This is a genomic window from Thermococcus indicus (assembly GCF_006274605.1).
In the GTDB taxonomy this organism is placed as follows: Archaea; Methanobacteriota_B; Thermococci; order Thermococcales; family Thermococcaceae; genus Thermococcus; species Thermococcus indicus.
In genome coordinates this window covers 1,077,668-1,095,758 of the sequence record NZ_CP040846.1, presented here as the reverse complement: position 1 = coordinate 1,095,758, position 18,091 = coordinate 1,077,668, and the positions used below count along the sequence as shown (strand labels likewise).

Below are 18,091 nucleotides of genomic sequence, written 5' to 3'. Positions count from 1 at the left end.
TCCTCAATCACACCACCTCTTCCCGAGTTGTTTTGCTAACGAGAAACACCATCAGGCCCGTGGATAGAGCGACGGAAATGGCAACGTAGGCGAGTACTATGTCAGGTGCCATGAGGGTGTACGCTGCGAGGATTACGAGACCACCAAAGAGCCCGGTGTAGAGGATGGCCCTCAGCAGATCCCTCTCCGTGACCACAAGGTATGCGAGCCCAAGGCAACCGAGCAGGGCAAGGGCCGCAAGCTCAATCATCCCAATCCCCTCCAAGCTCGTTGTGCTCAATCTTCACCACCCCTGCCCTCTCAGCGGCGTAGGCAAGCGCATGGTTCCCAACAGATGTCGTTATCAACAGGGTGAATGCACTCAGGAAAGCCACCCCCGCCACGGAGAGCAGTCCCCTGTCGAGAGCAATGAGGCCCGCCCCGATGAAGGGGTAGAACTTTCCTCCCACCGTACCAACGGTTGCAGCATGGAGCCTTAGGTAGAAGTTTCCAAAGCGATGCATCCCGATGGCCCCAAATATATCACAGACTGCCCCTACGATGAGCAGTACAACCCCGATGAACGAGAGTATCATACCCCCACCTCCCCTTTAACGAGGTACTTTGACGCGAACACGTCGAGCACGAACGCCCAGAGAACAAGGAAGAAGGCTCCCCCCGCGAGCAGGTTGTTTTCGTAGTACACCGATACGAGGAGTGCAATCAAGGCGACGTCAAGGCTTACACAATCTCCCGCGAGTATTGAATCGAGAACCGTGGGGCCCAGTAGCACCCTTATGAAATAGACTACCCCGGCAACTCCGTAGAGCGCCATCAGGACGGGAATTGTGTGCTCAAACATCAGGAACCCACCCCACCGTGATTTCTCCTTTCCTGAGGGCCTCCAGATGTTTTTCTACGATCCTCCTGTCCTCCCTGGGGAACGCTTCGATGTCAAGGACACCTTTCTCCAGCAGACTCGCGGTTTCGGGACTTATCTCGCAGATTACCTCCTCAACCAGTGCACTGGACTCGAAGTGGTCCAGCACCCGGGAGACCTCATTTTGGAAGCCCAACGAGCGCCCTCTTCGCAGCAAGTATGCCCTCATAAGTTCTCACCACCTCAAGATAGTAGGAATAAAGCTTCTCAAGGCCGTATCTGAGCCTAGAATCGCCCTCGTCATTTATGGTCCTCTCAACGAGTTTTTCCAACTCTTCTTTGCTTTCGGAGCTTTCAACGAGTTCCATAAAGCGTCTGAGCAGAGAGTAACCATCGAAATAGCCCAGCTCCTTTCTTATCCTTGCGCGGAGAAGGACCTCTACCCACGCGTTGAAGCTCTCCCTCGGGAGAACGAAGGTGCCCTCACTGAACCGCCTTTCCCTGACTTTTTTCTCCACGATGTTTTTGAGGAGCGCAATGCCGTAGAGGATTTCCTCTGGCCTCGGGGGCATCCTGGGATGTAGAGGTGCACAGGCAGGAACTCTGAGGTTCCACCCTTCAGAGGGTATTCAAGGGACTCCCTGTACTCGCGCCTCAGGGCGTAGCTGTCGTGAAATATCCCTCCGGAACACGCACAGGTTCCTACGGCTATGACAATCCTCGGCTTTGGTGGCATGGCTTCGTAGGCCATCTTGGCCGCATGGTATGCCTGCCTCGTTAAGGGTCCGGTGACCAGGAGGGCGTGGGCGTGCCTCGGCGTTGGGACGAGCTTTACTCCGAGCCTCTCTATGTCATAGTATGGGGTGAGCACGTCTAGTATCTCTATGTCGCAGCCGTTGCAGGCCCCGGTATTCACGTGGAAGACCCAAAGGGATTTCATCACGGCTCCACCTCCCCGAACTTGGTGGCATTGAGTACCGTCAGCTTCAGCTTGCACTCGGAACAGAGGGGGAGTTTTTCCCTCACCCTGTCAAAGTCAAGGATTCCCCTCGGAATCAGAGACAGTACCTTCTCCACCTGCCTTTCAGTGTAGCAGGTATACTTCCCGCAGCCCCTGCACCTGGCGAGCCTCAGCTCAACAATCTCCACGTGATCGTTCCTGTCATCGGTGGCGGCCTCAAACTCCGCGGTGAGCCTGACCGCACCCGTCGGGCAGACTTCCTCGCAGCGGGCGCACCTTATGCACCTGCCCACGTCGAGCACTATCCTTCTCGTCCCGTTTTCGGGGTCGTCTATCCTCAGTATCGCGTTCGGCGGACAAGCGTTGGCGCAGGCACCGCAACCTATGCAGAGCACGGGGTCTATCCAGGGGATGCCCCTGTATTCCGGAGGAGCTTCTTCGGGCTCGAATGGGTATGCCTTGGTCACCGGCAAATTCCCACCCCCAGCCGCACCACCTTTGACTTTCCACTCTCGATATCAACCACCTGAACCCTCTCAGTGCAGGAGTAACACGGGTCGATGCTGGCTATAATCAAAGGTGCGTCCGCTATCGTGTAACCGACGAGCATGTCCGGCACAGTTTGCAGGTTGTTGTATGTGGCGGCCTTCACGCGCCAGCGGTAGATGGTATTTCTGTCCCCCGCCAGGATGTAGTGTACGTTCTCACCCCTGGGGGCCTCCACGGCTGAGATGCCTTCCGCTCCCTCCGGGATATCCCCAAAGTCCGCTAAGATGCCCCCGCCGGGCATCGCGTCGAGAACCTGCTTAATTATTGAGATGCTCTGCCGTACCTCCTCTATCCTAACAATGGCCCTCGCCAGAACGTCCCCTTCCTTCTCGACCGGAACTTCAAAGCTCAAATCCCTGTATGCAGCGTAGGGAAAGTCCCTCCTGACGTCGTAGTCCACACCAGACGCCCTTGCAACCGGCCCACACGTGTCCCAGGCCCGCGCCTTTTCTTTTGACAGCACTCCAACCCCTTCACATCTTTTGATGAACCCGGCGGAGGATAGGAGGAACTCCACAACATCGTTGAATTCCCTCTTCATTACATCGAGTTCCCTCTCCACAAGCTCCCTTCGGTAATCAAGGAGGTCTCTCCTCACGCCTCCAACGACGACGAGCCCGTAGGTCTTTCTGTTCCCGGTTAGCCTCTCAGCCAGCCACATGACCCTCTCCCTTATACGCCAGACTTCCATGAACGCGGTGTCAAAGCCCACAAGATGTGCCGCAACACCAATCCACAGGAAGTGGGAGTGGAGCCGTTCAAGTTCGAGAAGCAGTGTTCTGATGTACTCGGCCCTCTCAGGAACTTCTATTCCGGCGGCCTCCTCTATTGCCTGGGCGTAGGCCGTTGAATGACAGAAACCACATATCCCGCAGATTCTCTCGGCTATGAAGCACACCTGGTTGTAGTTCAGCCTGCCCCTCGCGAGCTTTTCAATTCCCCGGTGGGAGTAGAAGCCCCTGTAATCGACACCTACAATTTCCTCCCCCCTGACAAAGAGTCTGAAGTGCGCCGGCTCGTCGAGGGCGATGTGGTACGGCCCTATCGCGTGAACACTCGTGCCTTCGGGAGGTCGGGCGTAGGGATACCTCTTCTCGCCCGGCGGGCTTTCCGAGTACTTGAAGTCCTCCCTGAGGGGATAAACACCCTCCGGCCAGTCGTCGGGCAGTATCAACCTCCTCCGATCCGGCAGACCCTCCGCCTCAACGCCGAGAAGATCCTGAACTTCCCTCTCGAACCATAGAGCGCCCCTATGGAACTGGGCCACGCTCGGAAACACCGGCTTGTCCTCGGGGACGTATAGCCTCACGCCCAGGAGTTCTCCCTTAGAGGTATCCGCGAACCAGTACGTTATGCTGAATGCATCTTCGACCGCCCTTTCGTCAGTCCCAACCATTGTAAAGAGCCTTACATTCTGCCCAGCGAGAAGGGACCTAACCATATTCTGAAAGTCCTCTGGCCTCGCCATTATCGTGTACAGCACTTTTTTCTCGCCGAGAGTTCTCTTTTCAAGGATCGGCCCAAACCTAGCCTCAAACTCCGCTATCATATTACCACCCCATCCATCCAACGAGCAGGAAGAAAATTCCGAGGGTCAAGGCCATGGTCCCATTTCTAACGGCCTGATCGATGCGGTAGCGGGCACTCATCGCCTCATACACGACCATTCCAAGGAAAAGGAGTGCAAACGCACCGCACTGGAACAGTAACACAGTACTACCGCTCACGAATGGAAGGACGAGCATTGACGCCAGCAACCATATCATGGCGAACCGCTTTATCTGGAACGCCCACAACATAATCGCAAACAGTCTTCCGCTGTACTCAGCAAGGGGACCACCGAGGAGCTCCGTTTCCGCTTCGGCTATGTCATACGGCACGAAACCAGCCTCAACGTACGTCAGATAAATCAGCAGAAGGTATGCGCCGAGTACTGATATTGAGGGTTTTAATGCTGACGCCATGCCCTCTATGGTTAAAGCACCGGTTTTCATCGCGAATATTCCAATAACAACCGCGAAAAGCGGTTTGAACACTATGGACATCGTGACCTCCCTGCCGGCACCGGCAGATGTGTAGGAGCTGGGAACGCTCAGAGCCCCCATCACGACAGCGGCTGAGAACATCGTGAAGACGTAGATAAAGGCTATGACGTCCCCCTCGAACCCAAAGGGTGCCTTTTCTCCAAAGGGCAGGAACAGGAGCATCCCTATGGCGCTCGCAAAGGCAATGTAGGGGGCCAGTCTGAATGTCAGGGAATCCACGGGGGAGTTACATTCTATCCTCAAAAAGCTCAGCAGGTCGTACCAGCTCTGGACAATCGATGGGCCGACACGCTTCTGAATCACTGCTCGGACCTTTCTTGCAACCCCATCAATGAAAGGGACCATCAGAGGCACGATGATTGGGGCGGCGTCCTGAGCGTTCATCCTATCACCCCCACGAAGGCTAGGAACGCGATTACCATCGCCACGAGCACGAGGAAAGTTGTCGCGAGCATCCCGTTCAGCTCCTTCGACAGCTCCTTGAAGCATGCACCGAACCCGCAGGAGAGCCTGATCAGCGGCATGAACAGTGCCTCGTCAATGTAACCCCTCCAGTCGAACGGTAGAACCTGCTCCCGGATAGTGCCAGGGACTGGATTCTGTCTCCCGCTGCCGAGATCCTCTGCACTGCCCCCGAAACGCCGGTGTACATGTGCTCCGGCTTTATCTCAAACTCCTCTACGGGCTCCCCGTTGGTCCAGACTCCGCTCTCCCTTGCCCGGGGAGGCAGCGCCACGAGCAGGGACGCAATGAGCACAGCTATTATCAGGGTGAAGAGCGGGAGGTCAAGCGTTGCTGGGTAGGGAAGGCCCACTGGGCGCAGGAGCATACCGGGAACAACACCACCCACAACGCAGAGGAACGCAAGAATCCCCTCGCCAAGAAGCATTGGTAAGGGAGCCTCCTCGGCTTCGACGTTTGGCTCGCAGGTAAACACACGGTAAAGCTTGAGGTAGGCCGCCAGGGTGAGCGCGCTCCCGAGGAGTGCAACTGCACCGCCCGCCACCAGGAGAGGGTTCTTCGATAGGAATGTCGCCCTGTAAATCAGCCACTTGCTCGCAAAGCCATTCAGGGGGGGTACACCTGACACTGCAAGGATTCCAACGATTGACAGCCTGAACGTGATAGGCATCTCTCTTGAGAGCCCCCTGATGCCCGTGTCCTTCCTTCCTGTTGCGTGGAGGATGTTGCCAGAGAGCATGAAAAGGAGGTTCTTGAACAGCATGTGGTTGAAGGAGTGCAGTAGGACGGCTGTTATGGCCACTTCCTTGAGCTCCCCCGAAAGGAGCAGGTACGCCCCAATGGCGAGGAATATGTACCCCATGTTGTCGATGCTCGAGTAGGCCATCATCCTCTTGATGTCCTTCTGGTTGAGTGCCAGCAACGAACCGAGGGCGATTGTGACGATTGAGAGCACCACAAGCGGGACTGCTATTGAACCCGCCCTACCGAACGTTTCCAAGGTTCTTAACATCCCATAGACCGCCATTTTGAGCATAACCCCACTGAGGAGTGCCGAAACATTACTCGGTGCAACGGGATGGGCCTCAGGGAGCCAGAAATGCAGGGGGAAAATGCCCGCCTTTGCTAGGAACCCCACGGTCAATGCCCAGATCACCCATGAGGGAACTACAGTACCGCTTAGCGCCGAATAGTCGAGGGTTCCCGCATGACTGTAGACATAGCCCAGCCCTATAATCAGGGGTGCAGTGTTCAGGGCGTGCATTGCAACAAGGTACACGACGCTGGCCCTCAGGGTTTCCCTCCTCTCGTGGTTATACATGATGAGGACGTAGGAGGCGGCCGTCATCAGCTCCCAGAAAATCAGGAGCGTGAGGAAGTCCCTGGCGAGGACTATCAAGGCCATAGAAAGCACAAATAGGGGGTATGCTGCGGTCACGAGGTGCCTCCTGCCCATATAGGAGAGCGAGTACACGGAGACAGCAAAGCCCGCCACCCCCACGAGTATGGCGAAGAACCTGGACAGTTCATCGGTGGCAAAGGCAACGGTGATTCCTGAGATGGCGGTGTGGAAGACAATTCCCCCAGTAGCCTCAACCACCAGGGAAATGGACGCGAGCGCCGAGAGAACGCTCACTACCTTTGAGTTTCTGGACACCAGTCCTACGATGATAGCCAGGAGAAACATCAGCGCAAATATCATTGTACCACCCCCAGAAGGGCGTAGCCAATAAAGGCGGACGTGAGGGAGAGGAGGATAAGCGAACACAGTGCCCCACTTACGATTCCGTCCACCCTTCTCGGCTCCCCTTCACTGAATATCATGGAGTTGATACTCCTCAGTGCTGAGTACAGAAGAACTACCGAATCCGCGAGAACCACGAGGAGGAGCAGGATTCCGAGCGGGACATCGTACATCTTCCCGGCGTTGAGGTATATGTAGAGCTTGCTAAAGAACACCCCAAACGGGGGCAGGCCCGCGAGTCCAAGTAGGGAAAAGCTCCATGAGTATGCCAGGAGGGGGTTTCCTTCAGGCCCTTTATCCTCCCCATGTCCAGCGTCCCGTAGTAGTAGGTAAACGATCCAGCCGTCAGGAAGGCCAGTCCCTTGAGGTAAGCGTGGTTCATCAGCTGAAAGAGCGCGGCTTTAATTCCGAGGGGGTTTCCGAGGACGGCAATGGCGACACCGGTGTACATTATGGCACACTCCGCTATCGTGGAATACGCCAGCAGTTTCTTGGCATCGCTCTGCCTCGGATACTGGAGCATTGCAACGGTGAGGGTTGCCACGAGAATCAACGCCATGGGGTAGAAAACGGTGACTGGGGGCTCCATGAACTGGACGACCCTTATCAGAAGGTAGACCCCCATCTCTACCATGGCTGCGCCGTGGAGAAAGGCACTTGCCGGGGTCGGGGCCTCCATTGCGTCCGGGATCCACGAGTAGAGCGGAAACTGGGCGCTCTTGGTAAACGCGGCCACCATAAAGCACAGGAACAGTATCATCTTCTCCCTCTCAGGAAGTGCTCCCAGGAAGTCAAGCCCAAGGTCCCCGTATTTGATTCCATACGCCACCGCTGTGTAGAAGCCGATTATGGCCCCGAAGTTGGGAATCAGCAGGGCCTTGAGCGCCGCCCGTTCCGCCCTTTTACTGCCATAGAACCCCACAACACCCCAGCACGCGAGGCTCATAAGCTCAAAGAATATCAGCATCTGGAGCACCGTGGAGGAGTATATGAAAGCCAGCGTTGAACCAAGGAACAGCATCATCCAGCCGTAGAACCGGCCCTTCTGCCCCCTGTGTGGGTGGCCGACGTTCTTTTCATCCATATAGCGGACGGCATAGGTCAGGAACACCGCCCCCGCCGTGGAAACAACGAACGCCGTGAAGACGCTCGTGCCGTCTATCCTAAGGCCGTAAACCTCCCCAAATCCATTCATGTCAAGGAACACAGCGTGAATCGGGTCTGGGGAGCGGTAAAACACCGCCGCAACAAGAACCTGAATCAGGGAAGACAACCAGAGCAGGGGGAGCATTACCGTGTCTGCCCTCCTGTCATCGAGCACGAAGCATACAACCCCGAGATAGGCGAGCGCTATTGAAGAGAGTACGAGCGCAATCATGGCCCACACCCCATCATGTCTTCAACTTTCCTGATGAACTCCTCCCTCCTGACGGCAGCCTCCTTCAGCTTCATCCCCACTATCTCCTCCTCGGTGGCTAGAATCAGCGCATCCATTGGGCAGGTCTCAACGCAGGCTGGAAGCTTGCCCTCCGCCCTCCGGTTGGCGCAGAGGTCGCACTTCACCATGACCTTGAGGCGTTCGTCAAAACGTGGTGTTCCAAAGGGACAGGCGATAGAACACAGCATGCAGCCAATGCATTCATGGTATTTAACGCGAACGGCCCCGTCCTCGTCTCTGTAAAGCGCCCTCGCTGGACAGATGAGCATGCAGGGGGCGTTCTCACAGTGACGGCAGTTGAAGGACATCATCATTAGTTCGGACGTCTGCACGATGGATATGTTCGGCTTCCCGTTGTGCTCCCTCGCGCAGGCCGCCTCGCAGGAGCCGCAACCTATGCACCTCCTGAAGTCAATGAACACCTTCTTCACATTTCATCCCTCCGAATCCTGCAGGGGCAGGCCTTGGATACCAAAAAGTTCCTAAGGGACCCTAACGACAATGCGGCCCGCACAAGGTCCCAGTGCACCACAACGACTCCCTTGAGCGTGCGGTTTGAGATCTTAGCCCTTACAACTATCTTGTTGTCCCCGACTTCAATCGCAATCTTGTCGCCGCTTGAAACGCCGAGGCGCGATGCATCCTCGGGGCTTATGAGGGCGGTATCAGTCTCCCCCATTCTCCCGGCCAATAAACCCGGCATAAATCGACCGGAATGCCCCCGAATGAGAAGTATCTCCCCTTCAGGAGGCCTGGATGGAATTACGGAGGCAAACCTTCGCTTTACCCCTGGGGGTCTTTCGAGTAAAACACCTTCTGGAATCCCCACTAGCTTCCTCGGCCCAGGATATTCCGGAATAAGAAGGCTTATCTCCCTAAGCACCTCTTCGGGAAAGGTATAACCGAAGCTTGGGAGGTTCATGGCCTTTCCAATCTCCCCAAGAATCGAAACCGCACCCCGTGCTTCACCGGGAGGTCTTTTGGCTTTTCCACACCACAGAACCCTTCGTTCGAAGTTCGTCGTCGAGCCGCCTTCCTCGTAGAGAAGAGCACTTGGAAGGATTATATCGGCAAACTTGGCCGTCTCGGTCATAAACGAGTCCTGCAGAATAACGAATTCCGCGTTCCTCAGGGTATCGAGGGCACCCGGGATATGGCGGGTTAAATCCGCCCCGAGGATGTAGAACACATCAATACCACCATCCAGCATTTCAGCAAGCGATTTCCCGGGGTTAGGATTCAGACCCTCAACAAGCCATGCCTTCTGAAAATCCCCTCTTTCACCGCAGGGGATATAACCCGGGAGCAGGTCGGGAATGAGTCCCATGTCGAGGATACCCTGGGAGTTCCCGTACCTCGAGATGGGAAGAAACTTCATTCCTGAAATGAAGGTGAGCGTGATTAGAGTCCTCACGCAGGAGGCACCGTTTTCATTCATTGTAACTCCTGAACCCCAGAGAATGATTCCACGAGAGGATCTGAGGATTTCCTGTGCAACGGCATCTATAACCCTCTCCTGAACCCCCGTCAGCTCCTCTCCATACGACGGAGGGAACCTCGATACGAGTCTTAGGACGTCCTCCGGAAGGACTGCCCCGAAGCGTTCGTCGGTTTTTATCAGGTGGTTCATAATAGAGAGCGCGAGGAAGACGTCCGTACCCGGCAGGGGCCGAAGGTGGAAATCGGCAAATTTCGATGTTCTCCCGGTTACAGGATCCACGAGAATTACCCTCGCCCCACGCTCTCTTGCCCTGGCAATCCTCCCGAGCAGTACCGGGTAATTTCCCGCCAGATCTGCTCCCCAGACTATGATCAGGTCTGCCCCGTCGATATCCGTAAAGGTTGCCCAGTGGCCCCACGCGTCCATTTCAAGAACCGCCCTAATCGAAACCCCATGGGAAAGGGAGGCGGTTGTATCGACGTTGTTGGTACCAAGCAACCTGGCAAGCTTCTGAAATAGATACGCCGACTCATTTGATACAATCTCCCCACCTATGAAACCAAGCATCTCAGGGTCATCGCGGGCGTATTTAGATAACTGAAAACCAACCTCACGAAGGGCGTCCGTCCAGCCAATCTCAACAAACTTTCCTTCCTCCAAAGCCCTCATAGGGCGTTTTATTCGGTTACTCCCAACGCCAGGTTCGAACATCAGATTTCCCCACGAGCAGAGCTTGCCGGAGCCATTAGGGACGTCCAAATCTCGAAGATAATTTATCTCATGGGGACGTGAATGTTTTTTCTTCACCCCCATCCGGCAACCAATGCCACAGTGAAAGCACGTGACGATGGTGCGCATCCAGCTCCCTCCCAGTGATGAACACGATGGAACATATCATCATTTATGTTCATTCAGAGGTTGTGATAACTCCACTTAAAGGGCTTTCCAAAACCGTATTTCCAAAACTAAAGGTTCTGGAGCCTTAAAATCAGAAATGCACACTTAGATTCCGGCGTGACCAGAAAAAAGAATAAACTCTTTTGTTTTATATCCCACATGATACGAAAACAAAACCGTTTCAACCTTTGGTTTAGAATTTTCGGGTTTAAAAACGCTTTTTTAACCTCCGGCCAAGCATCAATTGAGGGGATAAACATGAGCACGTGTATATTTATGTTCACTGGAGGTGGTTGGTTTGAGATACGTTAAGCTCCCGAAGGAGAACACCCATATTTTCCTCGAGAGGCTGAAAGAGTGGGGCAAGCTCTACGCCCCGGTTAAGATATCCGAGAAGTTCTACGACTTCAGGGAAATAGACGACGTCAAAAAGGTAGAGTTCAGCTACAACAGAACCATAATGCCGCCGAAGAAGTTCTTCTTCCTTCCCAGGGAGAAGCTCTTCGAGTTCAACATCAGGAAGGCGGAGTACAAGGAAGTTATTGAAGATGTGGAGCCGTTTGTGCTCTTCGGCCTCCACGCCTGCGACATCTTCGGCCTCAAGATACTCGACACCATCTACCTCGACGAGCTCCCGGACAAGTACTACAAGGTCCGCAGGGAGAAGGGCATAATCATAGGCATCAGCTGCATGCCCGACGAGTACTGCTTCTGCAACCTCCGCGAGACCGACTTCGCCGACGACGGCTTCGACCTGTTCCTGCACGAGCTTCCGGACGGCTGGCTCGTCCGCGTCGGAACTCCCATCGGCCACAGGATAGTGGATAAGAACATCAAGCTCTTCGAGGAGGTCACCACCGAGGACATCTGCAACTTCAGGGAGTTCGAGAACAAACGCTCGAAGGCCTTCAAGTACCACGAGGACTGGAGCAACCTGCGCTACCTCCTAGAGCTCGAGATGGAGCACCCGATGTGGGACGAGCAGGCTGAGATATGCCTCGCCTGCGGCAACTGCAACACCACCTGCCCGACCTGCCGCTGCTACGAGGTGCAGGACATAGTCAGCCTCGACGGTGAAACCGGCTACCGCGAGAGGCGCTGGGACTCCTGCCAGCTCAGGAGCCACGGACTCGTTGCTGGAAACCACAACTTCAGGCCGACCAAGAAGAGCCGCTTCATGAACCGCTACCTCTGTAAGAACTCCTACAACGAGAAGCTCGGCATAAGCTACTGCGTCGGCTGCGGAAGGTGCACCTACTTCTGCCCGGCGGGCATAAGCTTCGTGAAGAACCTGCGCACGATCATGGGGCTAGAGGAGAAGACCTGTCCGTCCGAGATAAGCGAAGAAATCCCGAAGAGGGGATTCGCCTATGCTTCGGAGATAAGGGGTGAGGACATATGAGCGAGGTAGTTCCCAGGGAGATTATGATGCCGGAGGAGAACCCCTATGCGCTCCACAAGGTCAAGGTCCTCAAGGTCTACCAGCTCACCGAGAAGGAGAAGCTGTTCCTGTTCAGGTTTGAGGATCCCGAGCTGGCCGAAAAGTGGACGTTTAAGCCCGGTCAGTTCGTCCAGCTCACAATCCCCGGTGTTGGTGAGGTGCCAATAAGCATATGCTCCTCAGCGATGAGGAAGGGATTCTTCGAGCTGTGCATCAGGAAGGCCGGAAGGGTCACCACGGTCATCCACAGGCTCCAGCCCGGTGACACCGTCCTCGTTCGCGGCCCCTACGGAAACGGATTCCCCGTTGACGAGTGGGAGGGCATGGACCTTTTCCTCATAGCCGCTGGATTGGGAACGGCCCCGCTCAGGAGCGTCTTCCTCTATGCCATGGACAACCGCTGGAAGTACGGCAACATAACCTTCATCAACACCGCCCGCTACGGAAAGGACCTCCTGTTCTACAAGGAGCTCGAGGCCATGAAGGACCTCGCCGAGGCCGAGAACGTCAAGATAATCCAAAGCGTGACGAGAGACCCCGAGTGGCCAGGTCTGCACGGAAGACCGCAGAACTTCATAGTCGAGGCCAACACCAACCCGAAGAAGACCGCCATAGCCATCTGTGGTCCGCCGAGGATGTACAAGGCCGTCTTCGAGTCCCTCATCAACTACGGTTACAGGCCCGAGAACATATTCGTCACGCTGGAGAGGAAGATGAAGTGCGGAATAGGAAAGTGCGGCCACTGCAACGTTGGAACGAGCACGAGCTGGAAGTACATCTGTAAGGACGGCCCGGTCTTCACGTACTTCGACATAGTATCAACGCCCGGCTTACTGGACTGAGGTGGTGGAGATGGAAGGAAAGGTCAGAATTGGGTTTTACGCTCTCACCTCATGCTACGGGTGCCAGCTCCAGCTGGCCATGATGGACGAGATACTCCAGCTGTTGCCAAAAGCGGAGATCGTCTGCTGGTTCATGCTTGAGCGCGACAGCTACGAGGACGAGCCAGTCGATATAGCCTTCATCGAGGGAAGCGTCTCCACCGAGGAGGAGGTCGAGCTCGTCAAGAGGATACGTGAGAACGCGAAGATAGTGGTTGCCGTTGGCTCCTGTGCAGTCCACGGCGGCGTGCAGAGCTGGGAGAAGGACAAAAGCCTTGAGGAGCTCTGGAAGACCGTTTACGGCGATGGGAAGGTCAAGTTCGAGCCGAAGATGGCCGAGCCGGTCGAGAACTACATCAAGGTTGACCACCGCATCTACGGCTGCCCGCCGGAGAAGAAGGACTTCCTCTACGCGCTCGGCACGTTCCTCGTTGGTTCTTGGCCAGAGGACATAGACTACCCGGTCTGCGTCGAGTGCAGGCTGAAGGGACACCCGTGCATACTCATAGAGAAAGGAGAGCCGTGCCTTGGCCCGATAACGAGGGCCGGCTGCGACGCAAGGTGCCCAGGCTTTGGAGTGGCGTGCATCGGCTGCAGGGGAGCGATAGGCTACGACGTTGCCTGGTTCGACTCACTCGCCAGGACGTTCAAGGAGAAGGGAATCAGCAAGGAGGATATACTCCAGCGCATGAAGATGTTCAACGCCCACAACCCGAAGCTTGAGGAGATGGTTGAGAAGATATTCCAGGGGGTGGAAGAATGAAGAACCTTTACCTTCCCATCACCGTTGACCACATAGCGCGCGTTGAGGGCAAGGGCGGCGTGGAAATCATAGTGGGCGACGATGGCGTCAAGGAGGTCAGGCTCAACATCATAGAGGGCCCGAGGTTCTTCGAGGCGATAACCATAGGTAAGAAGCTCGACGAGGCCCTGGCTGTCTACCCGAGGATATGCTCCTTCTGCTCGGCCGCCCACAAGCTCACCGCCGTTGAGGCCGCTGAAAAGGCGATAGGCTTTGAACCCCGCGAGGAAATCCAGGCACTCAGAGAGGTCCTCTACATCGGCGACATGATAGAGAGCCACGCGCTCCACCTGTACCTCCTCGTCCTCCCGGACTACCTCGGCTACTCCAACCCGCTCAAGATGGTTAACGAGTACAAGAAGGAGATAGGCATCGCCCTCGACCTAAAGAACCTCGGAAGCTGGATGATGGACGAACTCGGAGCGAGGGCGATCCACCAGGAGAACGTGGTCCTCGGAGGCTTCGGCAAGCTGCCCGACAAGGCCACCCTTGAGACCATGAAGAAGCGCCTCAGCGAGGCACTCCCAAAGGCCGAGTATACCTTTGAACTCTTTGCAAAGCTTGAGCAGTACGAGGAGGTTGAGGGGCCGATAATCCACATGGCCGTGAAGCCGAGGGGAGACGTCTACGGCATATACGGCGACGCCATAAGCGTCAGCGACGGCTTTGAGTTCCCGAGCGAGGACTACAAGATGCACATGGTCGAGCGCGTTGTGGAGCACAGCTTCGCCAAGCACAGCTTCTACAACGGCGAAAAGCCCTTCATGACCGGAGCCATATCCCGCGTCGTCAACCACGCTGACAAGCTCTATGGAAGGGCGAAAGAGCTCTACGAGAGCCACAGGGATCTGCTCAGGCCGACCAACCCCTTCGCGAACAACCTCGCCCAGGCGCTTGAGCTGGTCTACTTCACGGAGAGGGCTATAGACCTCATAGACGAGGCCCTGGCGAAGTGGCCGATAGCACCGAGGGAGGGGGTTGAGGTGAAGGACGGCTTCGGCGTCAGCACGACCGAGGCCCCGCGCGGAATCCTCGTCTATGCCCTTGAAGTCAAGGACGGAAGGGTTTCCTACGCCGACATTATAACTCCAACGGCATTCAACCTCGCCATGATGGAGGTTCACGTGAGGATGATGGCCGAGAAGCACTACAACGACGACCCGGAGAGGCTCAAGTACCTCGCCGAGATGGTCGTTCGCGCCTACGACCCGTGCATCTCCTGTTCGGTGCACGTGGCGAGGCTCTGATTTCTCAACTTTTTTAAGGGCTGGTGACAGAAAAATACCAGGGAGTATTATGGCCGAAGAAATTGTTGACCTTGTTATACACGTGAAGGTACCCAAGAAGTACGCCGAGACCTTCAGGAAGGACGTTGAGGCTATGGCATGGTATCTCTCTCACAAGGACGAACTCTTTGAAAACATGAAGAAGCTTAAGGGCATCATGAAGACCGATAAATCCTGGAAGGAGCTCAAGGAGGAGTACTATGAGGGAATTACTGGTTGACAGCTCTCTCATTGTGGAGTACTTCAAGGGTAGCGAACGGGCGGTTGAACTCTTTGAGTCCTTTGAGAACGAAGATATTGCCCTTTACATAACCGAAACTGTGTTTAGTGAGGTTACGTATCTGCTCCTCAGCTACTTCTCAAAACTCGCACCCAGGACCCTCAAAGGAAGGAAGGACAAACTGCCGCCGGAGATTCAGGCTGTTTTCAAAGCTCTAAGGAGCTTTGGATTTATTGAATCATCGCAAGGGACGCTCTTCAGGGCAATAGAACTCATCGAGAAATACGCAATGCTCCCCAACGATGCGCTGATTCTTGCAACCTGCATCGAGCACGGCTTCGCATTAGCGACCCTCGACGAGGATTTCATAGGGCCTGCAAAGGGGGAAGGTGTTGAACTCATAACGGGGTGATTCCATGAGAACCCTAATCCTTGCCCTCGGCAACGAGCTTATGAAGGACGATGGGATCGGACTGAAGGCCGGCAGAATACTCACGGAGAAGGGATACAACGTCCTCGAAGTTGGTACGGACATATTCATGCTCTCCGCCCATTACAAGGGGGAGGAGAGGCTGATAATCATAGACGCCATCCTGAGCGAGAAGTTCCGCCCGGGCGAGATAATTCACCTGAGGGGAGAACAGGTCTTCGATAAGCTGAAGGCCGAGATAAGGAGCGCCCACTTCATGGGGGCCATAGACGGGCTCAAACTCCTGATGGCAATGGACGAGCGTCTCGCAAAGGCGGATGTACACTTCATCGGCGTCGTTGCCAAGGAGATAGACCTCGGAATGGAGCTCACTGAGGAGGTTGAAAGGGCCCTGCCAAGGGTAGTCGAGCTGGTTGAAGAACTCTGCAAAGAATGAATTAAATAATTGAAGGATGAAAGAATCGGCCGGGGCTCACATGCCCCCGCTCACGGCCAGTTCGATTATCTTCCTTATCTCCACGAGGAACTCCATCGGGATGTCCCTGAGCATGGGCTTGAGGAAGCCCTTAACGATTAGCTGGGTCGCCTTCTCCTCGCTCAGACCGCGCGACATCAGGTAGAACAGCTCCTCCTCGCGTATCTTGCCTATCGCGGCCTCGTGGCTCAGCTCGGCGTCGTCAACCTTGCTGACGAGGCCGGGGTAGGTCTCCATCGTCGCCCCGTCGCTCATGAGGAGCGCGTCGCAGCTTATGTGTCCCTTCGTCTTCGGAGCTTCGGCCCTAATGATGCCCCTGGTTATCACGGTGCTGTCGTCCATTATAACGGCCTTGCTGGCGTTTATTCCAGCGGCGCCCCTGCTCTGGAGGTACATCTCGCCGCCGAGGTCAACGTACCAGTCCTTCTGGCCGAGGATTATTCCGTTCAGCTCGACGTAGCCGTTCTCGTCCACCCAGTACTTGGGGTTGGCTATGTTGCTCCTGCCCGTTCCGAGACCAACGGTGGTGTTGATGAAGCGCGCTCCTTTGCCTATTCTCGCCCTGGTCATCGGCCTGGTGTGAACGTACTCCGGCCAGTTCTGGAGGACGGTCAGCTGGGCCTTGGCGCCGTCATGGATGTAAGCCTCGGTCATGTCGAGGTGGAGGGAGTGTTTGAGCAGAATCGGCGCAGTGCAGCCCTCGATGAGATGGAACTCCGTGTTCTTCTCGGCGATTATGATTATGTGCGGTGCCTGGGCCAGCGCGCTCTCCTGAATGAGGAAGAACAGGTGCAGCGGGAACGGAACTTTGAGGCCCTCCTTGAGGTAGAGGAAGATTCCACCGTTCCACACCGCGGTGTGGTAGGCGGTCATTTTGCTCTCGTCCGCCCGGAACATCTGGAGGAAGTGCCTCTTAACGACGTCCGGGTACCTCCTGACGGCCTCTTCCATGGGCAGGACTATGAGACCCTTCTTCTCCCATTCCTTGAGGAACTCGTTGTAGATGACCCCGGTGTCTGTCTGAACCGCCAGGCCGGCTATGTACTTCTGCTCGACCTCGCTTATGCCCAGTCTGTCGAGGAGGGCCTTCATCTCCGGGGGCAGGTCGTCGAGGCTCTCGATGTTCTCGGGAACGCCGGCTATCTCCGGCTTGGCGATGAACTTAAGCAGCTCCTCCTCGCTGATTATGGGATCCCTGTGCGGGGCCCTCTCGAACGCTTCGAGTGCCTTGTACCTTATCCTCGTCATCCATTCCGGTTCTTTGTTTCTGTATGCCAGGTTCTCTATCTCCTGTGCTATGATCTCCTTGGCCTCCTGAATGGTCACGGAGTCAGAATGGGGGTTCATTCTCCCACCTCCTCGAATATCCTGCCGAAGCCCTCGCTCTCTATTCTTTCCACCAGCTCGCCGCTTCCGGTCTTCACTATCCTGCCGTCCTTCATGACGTGAACCCTGAGCTTCTCCCTGTCGAGGTGTCCGAGTATCCTGCCGTAGTGAGTGATGAGGAGCACAGCCGTGCCGCGCTGATGCAGCTCCTCTATCTTTCTGCTGATGACGCTCAGGGAGTCAACGTCCACACCGCTGTCTGGCTCGTCGAGGATGAGGAGCTTCGGCTCTATGAGGAGCGCCTGAAGTAGCTCAAGCCGCTTCCTCTCACCGCCGGAGAAACCAACGTTAACGTAGCGGTGAAGGTCCTCCTCCCGGAACCACAGCTCCTCCGCCTTTTTGACTATCCTGTCGTAGGCCTCCACTGGATCAACGCCCTTCGTTTCAACCAGAACCTGCTGGAGAAACTCAATGATCCTAACGCCCTCGACCTCGTGGGGGTGCTGGAAGGCCAGCATTATCCCCCTCCTGGCCCTCTCGTCGGGGCCAAGGCCGGTTATATCCTCCCCGTCGAAGAGTATCCTTCCACCCTCCACGGAGTACCTTGGATGACCCGCTATTGTGAGGGCCAGCGTTGACTTCCCAGAGCCATTCGGTCCCATGACAACGTGAAACTCACCGGGATTCACCTCAAGGGCGAGGCCCTTGAGTATGGCCCTGCCCTCTACCGAGACGTGAAGGTTCTCAACTTTGAGCATTAGCTCACCTCCGTGGGTAACGTGGATGGGACGTTTTTTAAGCATTTCTGGACATGAATGGGAACCACGAACCGAA

The 18,091-nt window shown here is 55.7% G+C and carries 24 protein-coding genes; 7 read left to right on the top strand and 17 right to left on the bottom strand.

From position 1 onward, the window contains the following. Positions 1–7: 7 nt before the first annotated feature. The 15 genes from FH039_RS06045 to FH039_RS05990 are packed head-to-tail and all read right to left on the bottom strand — an operon-like array spanning position 8 to position 10,312. Positions 8–250, bottom strand: a complete 243-nt coding sequence (locus tag FH039_RS06045) for a hydrogenase subunit MbhD domain-containing protein (protein ID WP_058939506.1) — start codon at positions 248–250, stop codon at positions 8–10. Further along, on the bottom strand, positions 243–575 hold the full coding sequence (mnhG, locus tag FH039_RS06040; RefSeq protein WP_139680592.1) for a monovalent cation/H(+) antiporter subunit G: 333 nt from the start codon (positions 573–575) through the stop codon (positions 243–245). Before mnhG ends, FH039_RS06045 begins: the two co-directional genes overlap by 8 nt. Beyond that, positions 572–841, bottom strand: coding sequence for a monovalent cation/H+ antiporter complex subunit F (locus FH039_RS06035; RefSeq protein WP_139680591.1), 270 nt, complete (start codon positions 839–841; stop codon positions 572–574). The genes mnhG and FH039_RS06035 overlap by 4 nt, the downstream gene beginning before the upstream one ends. Further along, positions 834–1,028 (bottom strand): hypothetical protein, encoded by a 195-nt coding sequence (locus tag FH039_RS06030; protein WP_240703293.1) that lies wholly within the window; start codon positions 1,026–1,028, stop codon positions 834–836. The genes FH039_RS06035 and FH039_RS06030 overlap by 8 nt, the downstream gene beginning before the upstream one ends. A 10-nt stretch (positions 1,029–1,038) precedes the next feature. Next, on the bottom strand, positions 1,039–1,377 hold the full coding sequence (locus FH039_RS12370) for a hypothetical protein (RefSeq protein ID WP_240703292.1): 339 nt from the start codon (positions 1,375–1,377) through the stop codon (positions 1,039–1,041). Next, the gene (locus tag FH039_RS06025; protein ID WP_240703304.1) at positions 1,299–1,799 is read right to left on the bottom strand and encodes an NADH-quinone oxidoreductase subunit B family protein; all 501 of its coding nucleotides are present in this window, start codon (positions 1,797–1,799) and stop codon (positions 1,299–1,301) included. The genes FH039_RS12370 and FH039_RS06025 overlap by 79 nt, the downstream gene beginning before the upstream one ends. Then, on the bottom strand, positions 1,799–2,287 hold the full coding sequence (locus FH039_RS06020) for a 4Fe-4S dicluster domain-containing protein (RefSeq protein WP_394343842.1): 489 nt from the start codon (positions 2,285–2,287) through the stop codon (positions 1,799–1,801). Before FH039_RS06020 ends, FH039_RS06025 begins: the two co-directional genes overlap by 1 nt. Then, entirely contained in the window at positions 2,284–3,918 is a 1,635-nt protein-coding gene (locus tag FH039_RS06015) for a hydrogenase large subunit (RefSeq protein WP_139680588.1), read from the bottom strand. Before FH039_RS06015 ends, FH039_RS06020 begins: the two co-directional genes overlap by 4 nt. 1 nt (position 3,919) lies before the next feature. Beyond that, positions 3,920–4,798, bottom strand: a complete 879-nt coding sequence (locus FH039_RS06010; protein WP_139680587.1) for a respiratory chain complex I subunit 1 family protein — start codon at positions 4,796–4,798, stop codon at positions 3,920–3,922. Next, positions 4,795–4,938, bottom strand: a complete 144-nt coding sequence (locus FH039_RS12365; protein ID WP_240703291.1) for a hypothetical protein — start codon at positions 4,936–4,938, stop codon at positions 4,795–4,797. The genes FH039_RS06010 and FH039_RS12365 overlap by 4 nt, the downstream gene beginning before the upstream one ends. Next, complete coding sequence (locus tag FH039_RS06005; RefSeq protein ID WP_240703290.1) at positions 4,929–6,578, bottom strand: proton-conducting transporter transmembrane domain-containing protein; 1,650 nt, start codon at positions 6,576–6,578, stop codon at positions 4,929–4,931. The genes FH039_RS12365 and FH039_RS06005 overlap by 10 nt, the downstream gene beginning before the upstream one ends. Beyond that, on the bottom strand, positions 6,575–6,793 hold the full coding sequence (locus tag FH039_RS12520; RefSeq protein ID WP_338064610.1) for a hypothetical protein: 219 nt from the start codon (positions 6,791–6,793) through the stop codon (positions 6,575–6,577). The genes FH039_RS06005 and FH039_RS12520 overlap by 4 nt, the downstream gene beginning before the upstream one ends. Next, a complete protein-coding gene (locus FH039_RS06000; RefSeq protein WP_338064609.1) occupies positions 6,736–7,998 on the bottom strand; it encodes a proton-conducting transporter transmembrane domain-containing protein in 1,263 nt (420 codons plus the stop codon). Before FH039_RS06000 ends, FH039_RS12520 begins: the two co-directional genes overlap by 58 nt. Beyond that, on the bottom strand, positions 7,995–8,489 hold the full coding sequence (locus FH039_RS05995) for a 4Fe-4S dicluster domain-containing protein (protein ID WP_139680586.1): 495 nt from the start codon (positions 8,487–8,489) through the stop codon (positions 7,995–7,997). Before FH039_RS05995 ends, FH039_RS06000 begins: the two co-directional genes overlap by 4 nt. Next, positions 8,486–10,312 (bottom strand): molybdopterin oxidoreductase family protein, encoded by a 1,827-nt coding sequence (locus tag FH039_RS05990; protein WP_168188378.1) that lies wholly within the window; start codon positions 10,310–10,312, stop codon positions 8,486–8,488. The genes FH039_RS05995 and FH039_RS05990 overlap by 4 nt, the downstream gene beginning before the upstream one ends. Positions 10,313–10,694: 382 nt before the next feature. On the opposite strand from FH039_RS05990, the gene hydB reads away from it, so the two are divergent. The 7 genes from hydB to FH039_RS05955 are packed head-to-tail and all read left to right on the top strand — an operon-like array spanning position 10,695 to position 15,892. Next, a complete protein-coding gene (gene hydB / locus FH039_RS05985) occupies positions 10,695–11,798 on the top strand; it encodes an NADPH-dependent hydrogenase/sulfhydrogenase 1 subunit beta (protein ID WP_139680584.1) in 1,104 nt (367 codons plus the stop codon). Then, positions 11,795–12,679, top strand: coding sequence for an NADPH-dependent hydrogenase/sulfhydrogenase 1 subunit gamma (gene hydG, locus FH039_RS05980; protein WP_139680583.1), 885 nt, complete (start codon positions 11,795–11,797; stop codon positions 12,677–12,679). The genes hydB and hydG overlap by 4 nt, the downstream gene beginning before the upstream one ends. 10 nt (positions 12,680–12,689) lie before the next feature. Then, positions 12,690–13,481: an NADPH-dependent hydrogenase/sulfhydrogenase 1 subunit delta gene (hydD, locus tag FH039_RS05975; RefSeq protein ID WP_139681687.1), complete on the top strand. Its 792-nt coding sequence runs from the start codon at positions 12,690–12,692 to the stop codon at positions 13,479–13,481. Then, positions 13,478–14,767 (top strand): NADPH-dependent hydrogenase/sulfhydrogenase 1 subunit alpha, encoded by a 1,290-nt coding sequence (gene hydA, locus FH039_RS05970; protein WP_139680582.1) that lies wholly within the window; start codon positions 13,478–13,480, stop codon positions 14,765–14,767. Before hydD ends, hydA begins: the two co-directional genes overlap by 4 nt. A gap of 49 nt (positions 14,768–14,816) precedes the next feature. Next, on the top strand, positions 14,817–15,026 hold the full coding sequence (locus tag FH039_RS05965) for a hypothetical protein (protein ID WP_139680581.1): 210 nt from the start codon (positions 14,817–14,819) through the stop codon (positions 15,024–15,026). Beyond that, on the top strand, positions 15,007–15,438 hold the full coding sequence (locus tag FH039_RS05960) for a type II toxin-antitoxin system VapC family toxin (protein ID WP_139680580.1): 432 nt from the start codon (positions 15,007–15,009) through the stop codon (positions 15,436–15,438). The genes FH039_RS05965 and FH039_RS05960 overlap by 20 nt, the downstream gene beginning before the upstream one ends. 4 nt (positions 15,439–15,442) lie before the next feature. After that, entirely contained in the window at positions 15,443–15,892 is a 450-nt protein-coding gene (locus FH039_RS05955; RefSeq protein WP_139680579.1) for a hydrogenase maturation protease, read from the top strand. 36 nt (positions 15,893–15,928) lie between these two features. Here FH039_RS05955 and FH039_RS05950 read toward each other — a convergent pair whose 3' ends face one another. Together FH039_RS05950 and sufC are read right to left on the bottom strand one after the other, a co-directional pair. Continuing rightward, positions 15,929–17,278, bottom strand: coding sequence for an SUF-like minimal system protein SmsB (locus FH039_RS05950; RefSeq protein WP_139680578.1), 1,350 nt, complete (start codon positions 17,276–17,278; stop codon positions 15,929–15,931). Continuing rightward, positions 17,275–18,015, bottom strand: a complete 741-nt coding sequence (sufC, locus tag FH039_RS05945; protein WP_139680577.1) for a Fe-S cluster assembly ATPase SufC — start codon at positions 18,013–18,015, stop codon at positions 17,275–17,277. Before sufC ends, FH039_RS05950 begins: the two co-directional genes overlap by 4 nt. Between the last annotated feature and the right edge of the window lie 76 nt (positions 18,016–18,091).